The 6,869-nt window shown below is 39.3% G+C and carries 5 protein-coding genes and 3 pseudogenes; 3 read left to right on the forward strand and 5 right to left on the reverse strand.

Going from position 1 to position 6,869, the window contains the following annotated elements; translation table 11 throughout:
- The 3 genes and pseudogenes from ACFIJW_RS09280 to ACFIJW_RS09290 all read left to right on the forward strand — a co-directional run.
- The coding region (locus ACFIJW_RS09280) for a tyrosine-type recombinase/integrase (protein WP_375634201.1) at window positions 1–885 on the forward strand (885 nt) is incomplete at its 5' end.
- Between the two features lie 209 nt (window positions 886–1,094).
- Entirely contained in the window at window positions 1,095–1,295 is a 201-nt protein-coding gene (locus ACFIJW_RS09285; protein WP_004860538.1) for an AlpA family transcriptional regulator, read from the forward strand.
- 100 nt (window positions 1,296–1,395) lie between these two features.
- Window positions 1,396–2,072, forward strand: a pseudogene (locus ACFIJW_RS09290) (hypothetical protein).
- Window positions 2,073–2,409: 337 nt separating this feature from the next.
- On the opposite strand, the pseudogene ACFIJW_RS09295 reads toward ACFIJW_RS09290, so the two are convergent.
- The 5 genes and pseudogenes from ACFIJW_RS09295 to ACFIJW_RS09315 form a co-directional block, all read right to left on the reverse strand.
- Window positions 2,410–3,821 (reverse strand): annotated as a pseudogene (locus ACFIJW_RS09295) (DEAD/DEAH box helicase family protein); the annotation flags it as partial.
- A 612-nt stretch (window positions 3,822–4,433) separates the two neighbouring features.
- A pseudogene (locus tag ACFIJW_RS09300) lies at window positions 4,434–6,007 on the reverse strand (YfjI family protein).
- Window positions 6,004–6,216 (reverse strand): hypothetical protein, encoded by a 213-nt coding sequence (locus tag ACFIJW_RS09305; protein ID WP_375629503.1) that lies wholly within the window; start codon window positions 6,214–6,216, stop codon window positions 6,004–6,006. Before ACFIJW_RS09305 ends, ACFIJW_RS09300 begins: the two are co-directional and overlap by 4 nt.
- A gap of 98 nt (window positions 6,217–6,314) precedes the next feature.
- Window positions 6,315–6,515: a DNA-binding protein gene (locus ACFIJW_RS09310; RefSeq protein WP_345117207.1), complete on the reverse strand. Its 201-nt coding sequence runs from the start codon at window positions 6,513–6,515 to the stop codon at window positions 6,315–6,317.
- 209 nt (window positions 6,516–6,724) lie between these two features.
- Window positions 6,725–6,869 (reverse strand): integrase (locus ACFIJW_RS09315; RefSeq protein WP_375634203.1); only part of this gene is annotated, 145 nt, incomplete at its 5' end.

The raw sequence follows: 6,869 nt of genomic DNA on the forward strand, positions 1-6,869 counted from the left end.
GAAACTCGTAAAGCTGAATTAAAAGGTGATGGTAAAAATGGTAAATGGTTTACACCTTTACGCCTTCATATTCTCCCTAAATTAGGCTGTTTACCCGTTTCAGAGATTACGCAAACAGAGATACGCAATACCCTTGCTCCCATTTGGCATACAAAGGCTGTAATTGCTCGAACAGCATTGATACGTCTTAATCTTTGTCTCAAACATGCGGCTGCATTAGGTGTAGATGTTGATTTACAAGCTGTAGAAAAAGCAAAAGCTCTCTTAGGAAAACAACGCCATAAGGTCACTAATAGACCAGCCATGGATTGGAGAGAGGTTCCGGCTTTTTATAAAACACTCTGTGAAGCATCAACCATAACACAACTGGCTTTGCGTTTGCTTATTCTGACAGGTGTTCGTACCAATCCTTTACGTCATATTCATAAAGATCNGGTTCGTAGCAATCCTTTGCGTCATATTCGTGAAGATCAAATTGATGGCGATATATGGACAATTCCTGCTGAAAATATGAAAGGAAAGCGTGATACAACAAAAGAGTTTCGCGTGCCTCTATCAACAGAAGCATTAGATATTTTAAAACAAGCACGCGGGCTTTCTCGTAATGATTTCTTTTTTTCTGCAACAGGTCGCTGTCCCCTTGCTGAACGCTGTATGTCGCAATATATGCAACAAACTGGACTAAACGCCTGCCCCCATGGTTTTCGCTCCAGTTTACGCGATTGGCTTGCTGAAACAACCGATGCCCCCTATGAGGTCGCTGAAACTATTCTAAGTCATACAGTAGGAGGACAAGTAGAGCGCTCCTATCGTCGTACTGACTATCTAGAACAGCGCCGTGTCTATATGGATAAATGGGCGGCTTATGTCACAGGTCAAACCTAAAATATGGGGTGAATAACCCCATTATCTGTGGATAACTTTAGCTCTCTTTTCTCTCATTCTTTCTCAATAAGATTCATAAATTACCACATCAGAAAAACTATGATAAAATATTGTTTTCTATAAATACAATACCTTCAAAAATGAACCAAAATGTGGTTAATAAATGGTTATGATGTGTTTCTATTTTTTGAGAATGAAAGGATTTTAGAATGACAGAAAATGATATTCTTTTAACAGACCGTGAAAGTGCAAAATTGCTTCATATGAGTGTCTCAACATTCCGCCGTCATGTTACCAATGGATCTTTACCAAAACCCTTAAAATTTGGTTTTTTATCGCGTTGGTTACAATCAGATCTTATCAATGTCATCGAGCAAGCAAAACAGCAACGTTATAACGACGCGGCATAAAAAGAAAACCTTGTCATGTAAGGACGGACAATGCTTTCCATTTTCACTCAAAGAATGAATAGCAAAATCCGTTCTGTGACGCAAGTAACAGGACAATAATATGTTTTATGAAAATTCTCAGGGCATCACAAATGCCTTGCGTGGGGTTTGGCATGGGCATTATGGAAGTGCCCGTTGTCCAGCCCATGATGATCAATTGCCTAGCTTATCCCTTGCCAATGGACATGATGGGCGTCTTTTACTCTATTGTTATGCTGGCTGCTCTTTTAGAGAGATCATACAAGCGCTCATTAGAATTGGCTTGCTTGGAAAACAAGCCTTTTTTGATAAAGCTTATGATCAGACGCTCTCTTTCTCAAAACAATGTTGTGCTGATCTCAAACGAGCAAAACAGAAAGCAGAAAGAGCAAAAAAGATTTGGCAACAAAGCCAACCGATAAAAGATACTTTAGCAGAAACCTATTTACGCAATCAGGGGATCACATGTGAATTGCCTGCTGATTTACGTTTTCACGATAAATGCCATCACCCATTAGAAATGACACTGCCCGCGTTGGTTACTCTTGTTAAGGGGGCTGGCTCCTTTGCTATTCATAGAACCTTTTTACAAGCCAATGGCTGCAAAACAGATCAGAAACCAGCAGATGATGGGGGGCGTAAAGCAGGTTTCACCCTTGCTGCGCGTGCTTATAGCAAGGTTTTGAGGTTTTTATCATGCAAGCTCCAAAAGGAACCGATTTTAATAACGTATTACTTTCTCAAAAGAGGGAACTATGAAAGAGAGTCATTTACAAAACAACAATGAAAATACCCCCGTCAATGATAACGATAATGCTTGTTTACGGTTGGAAAAGATTTATTGTTGTTAGCAGGGAACGATCCGCTGGGACGCAGTTTGCAGGATTCTGGCTTGCTGCACACGAAACGCTGCGTGCCCAAGAGAGATTAATGCAAGCGTCAAAACAAAAAGCGATAGAAGTCTGGGCGCATTAGGCAGGCATGGAAGTCCCATGTCGCATGGGGCAGCTTTATTCGGGGCTGCAATATACTCGGGAGGATCATGACAATTTTGGCCTTTAGGTACTGGTAATTTTTTAATTAAAAGCAGTTGCTTATCTATTTTGGTAAGTGCTCTATAACAGCCAATAATTTTTGCCGCATCATCTAAATCAATTTCACGGTTTTCATTGGCAATAATCTCTTGTATGGCTGGTGTAATATAGGTTTCATCAATTCCCAAGACCACAATCTTGTAAGGGGTTAACAGTTCATTATCGACAGCTTCCGCGAAGGTATAATGATGAAGTTGTTTGCCATAAAGGGTTTCATCATCCATGGACGCCAGAACAGCATCAGATGCGTCAGCCTTCTTTTTCAGCTTGTCGGTAAAGATCTTAGGGGTTGCCGTCATGTACAGACGTTTTTTGCCCCGAATGATGCTGTTATCATGAACCTTGATAAATTCAGATTCACGCTTGTCTGTTCCTAACACAGCTCCAGTGGTACGGTGTGCTTCATCACAGATGATCAGATCAAATTCGGGTAAATCATACTTTTTTTGCGCATCCGAAATCACTTGGATTGAATGGTAAGTAGAAAAGACCACAGTCATCAGATCATGTGAAACCTTACCCGCTTTACTAGCCAGTTCTTTTGCATCCGTGGTAGCCGGCAAGGCAAGATCAGAGCTATCAAATTCAAGAGCATCATTTTTATTCTTACGACGTTTTCCCACTTGTGTATCCGAACACACGGCAAAGGAGCGCAAGGGTACTTCTGTATCTTCTGTCCATTCACGGATTGTTTGAGATATGAGAGCAAGGGAGGGCACCAAAAACAACACACGCTTGCCTTGACCTGCTATGGTTTCTGCTATCTTCAAACTGGTGAAAGTCTTGCCCGTACCACATGCCATAATCAGCTTGCCACGGTCTGCTTCTTGTAAACCTTCACAGACTTTCTCAAGGGCTTCTTTTTGATGATCTAAAAGCTTTTTTTGGGGTTGCTCTTTAAGGGTAGCTTCACCTTTTTCTTTATATGCCCCCAATCGATTTGACTGTTCTCTAAATCAAAAAGGTTTATGCGTTGAATACGAACCTCTTGACCATCACAAGTCAGTTCAACATTGTCACTCCAATCTGTTTCGGTGCTATCAACCAGAATACGACGGGTGAAGATCTTTTTGCCAGAAGCTGCTATAAAACTATCAATATCTTCTTTTTTAATTATGTGAGAAGCATCATAGCATTTACATTGAATAGCCGCATAGCCTCCTTGATCACGGATTGTAGCGATCAGATCAATACCAATATCCGTTCCATCTTCATTACGCTCTTGCGCCCATTCACAATAGGTTTGAACCTTTTCGTATTCTTGCTTTTGAAGCGGGTCGTTTGTCAAATAAGCTTTTACAAGGTTTTCAAACATGGTTCCCAATTCACGGGGTGATTTTGCTTGTTGACGATAATATTCTAAGAGAGAGCGTAAAGAGACATATTCATGATCAGACTTATGAAGGTGAGACATAAAGAATAAACTCCATGACAATATATTCTATTGATTAATTCTCTTCAAAATAATCAAAACGAAGCTTATTAAATCCATTTTGAATGAATAGTATGAAAAATGCGAAAAATGCTAAAAAGCGGATAAATTTTTTTCAAAAAGTTTTTTAAATGCGGTTTATCCACAGCCCATGATACGGGATAAGATCAGCAAAATAGTGAAATTTGCTGTTTATTTGATGTGTTAATTGACCTGTTAATCAAGACAAATGCACCATGGACTTTAAAACATCAGAATGAGTATTTTGATAAGTTTTATGAATTATTTTATAGATAGGTTTTGTCTGTTTTTAACCCCCCCAAAACACCTACAAAACATATATTATTGGTTGAATTTATAGGTTGTAATTTCAATATAGATTGTTTTTTAGATCTGTAAAATATTAACCACTTGAAATATAATAACTTTTATTTTTGACTAAAAAATATATATAAAGGGGGGGTAAAAAGAACCCCCATACCCCCATACCCCCCAAAACCTCCAAAACCTCCAAAACCAATAGATGGGGAATGTTTTGAAGGTTTCATTTTATGAATACATAAGTTATATGTTTTATTGGAATTTAAAATTCATTCATTGAAATGTTTTATGACTTTTCACTAAGGGGTGCCATTCATAACGTATGGTAGGTCGACCGCCTTGGGAGTTATTCTCTCCAGAGATTTCACGAATATAGTTACAACGACATAAAAGCTCTAAAGCTTGCTTAACGGTTTGATTGTCTGTTAAACATTTCCAATCACGTTTATAAACATCCCTTGCTGTAAAAATATCGGGTAAATGATCACAGCGTTCAACAATTAATTTTGCACGCTCTGCTGTTAATGTATCCCCCGCCGCATAAAGATGTTTGGCATGACTTAACAGATATTTTTCCCATCGCAAGGCTGCTTGAAGGGCACCTTTATTGATTTCAAAACGCCCCCCTTCGGTTAATTCAAAAATCAATGCAAGACTTACTATGGTCTTAGGCATTTTCAAAAGATGCGCTTGTAAGCTTTCAGAAAGGTTATTCTCTTTGGCTTCTTTAAAAATCTTTTGCATCTATTCACGAAAGATCTCTTGAGCTTCAGCAGAAAAACGCATCACAAGCGGATATTCTGGTGAACCAAGGGGGTTATCATAAAGAGAACGAAATGCCCCTTCATAAGTTTCCCATGCCTCTTGATTGGGCGGTCTATCAACCCATTTCCAATCTTTTGTCTCATCGGGTCATACAAGCATTTGAAAGCGTTGTAAGAAACCATCATTGCCTTTGCCATATAAAACATTGCGTATAAAGGGCAGAATGCGAGAGGGTTGAATGCCTCCAATCATGGATAAGGTGACATGGGGGATAAAAATGGTTCCACGCTCATACGGTCATAAGTAAATTGATCATCGCCATTAAAAGCTGTGAGATAAAAGGCGCGGTCTGATTGATATTCCTTCCGTTCCATATCTGTTAAGAAACCGGATAATTCATCACGCACCATCAAGAGACCACGGGGGTTTTCTTTTAAAAGTTCCCCAAGCTTTTCCACGCTCGTATCATTGACAATAAAACGGGAGACATCATCATCATGCGCATTGTCTTTAGAGAGGGTTTCAGACAAAAGAGCACGGGCTGTTTCAAGATCTCCTTTTTTATTGCTTTATGGGCTTGTTTTTTCTTTTCGGATTTGTCTAAAGTTTCAAGTATCTCTTCAATTTCTTGTCTCTCTTTCTGCTTTAGCCAGTCTTTATACCATTTCTTTTGAAGGCAAGTGATGGGAGTTAAAGCGGCTTGCATGGTAGGTGTTTTCATGGTTGAAGGTTGACCAATAAGAGCCCCCCAGAGATTAGGGACAATCTTCCAATCATCATGTTGTTTTGGAGCAATCCGCACGCCATTGCCAATGAGAGCAGCCAAGCCACACAAAGCAGCGACAGCCACAAAATCAAGAGGCGCTTGTTGACGGTCAGCAACGTCATAAACATAGCGACTTAAAGTTAAAGGCATTTGCGCAGCATGAAAAGACTCGACAGGTAAAAGAGTATATTCAAGTAGTTTTAATTCCCCCCAACCATTTTGTTGCAATGCGATTTCATAAGGAATGGCTTCTAAACAAGTCTTAATTATTTAAAGGCGTATTATTCTCTAAAATATTTTTATTATCCTGTCTCATGTTATTTGCCCTAGAAGATAGAGAAGATTGTTAAAATATGCGTTATGCGGGGCTTGCCTCATAAGGACCTCAAAGGCTTGGCTATAAGCACGCGTAGCAAAGGTAAAATTGACTAAAGTATTTTTGATTGGTTGGCTTCCATAACGCCCATGCCAAACCCCGCGCAAGGCACGTGTGATACCTTGCGCATTCTTAAAAGAACACATCATTGTAAATCCTATAACGTTGCGTCACAGGACGGATTGTGCTATCTCTAGGGTGATGAGTTTGAGAAAGCCTTGTCCGTCCTTACGTGACAAGGTTTTTTTTATGCCGCGTCACTTTGACGTTGCTGTTTTGCTTGCTCGATGACATTCATAAGATCCGATTGTAACCAACGGGACAAAAAACCAAATTTTAAGGGTTTTGGTAAAGAGCCATTGGTTACATGACGGCGGAATGTTGAGACACTCATATGAAGCAATTTTGCACTTTCACGGTCAGTTAAAAGAATATCATTTTCTGTCATTCTAAAATCCTTTCACTATAAAAAAATGGTAACAAATCATGCCCATTTATTAACCACATTTTTGTTTATTTTTGAAGGTATTTTATTTATAGAAAACAATATTTTATCATATAATTTCTGATGTGATAATTTATGACTCTTATTGAGAAAAAATGAGAGAGAAGAGAGCTAAAGTTATCCACAGATCATGGGGTTATTCACCCCATATTTTAGGTTTGACCCGTGACATAAGCCACCCATTTATTCATATAGACACGGCGCTGTTCTAGATAATCAGTACGACGATAGGAGCGCTCTACTTGTCCTCCTACTGTATGACTTAGAATAGTTTCAGCGACCTCATAGGGGGCATCG

This window comes from Bartonella sp. MM97QHHN, from assembly GCF_042194285.1.
GTDB lineage: Bacteria > Pseudomonadota > Alphaproteobacteria > Rhizobiales > Rhizobiaceae > Bartonella.

What these genes read in the sequence shown, in the direction of transcription:
- ACFIJW_RS09285 (WP_004860538.1), top strand. Translation starts at nt 1,095, where the DNA reads ATGACAGAAAATGATATTCTTTTAACAGACCGTGAAAGTGCAAAATTG.
- ACFIJW_RS09305 (WP_375629503.1), bottom strand. Translation starts at nt 6,216, where the DNA reads ATGATGTGTTCTTTTAAGAATGCGCAAGGTATCACACGTGCCTTGCGC.
- ACFIJW_RS09310 (WP_345117207.1), bottom strand. Translation starts at nt 6,515, where the DNA reads ATGACAGAAAATGATATTCTTTTAACTGACCGTGAAAGTGCAAAATTG.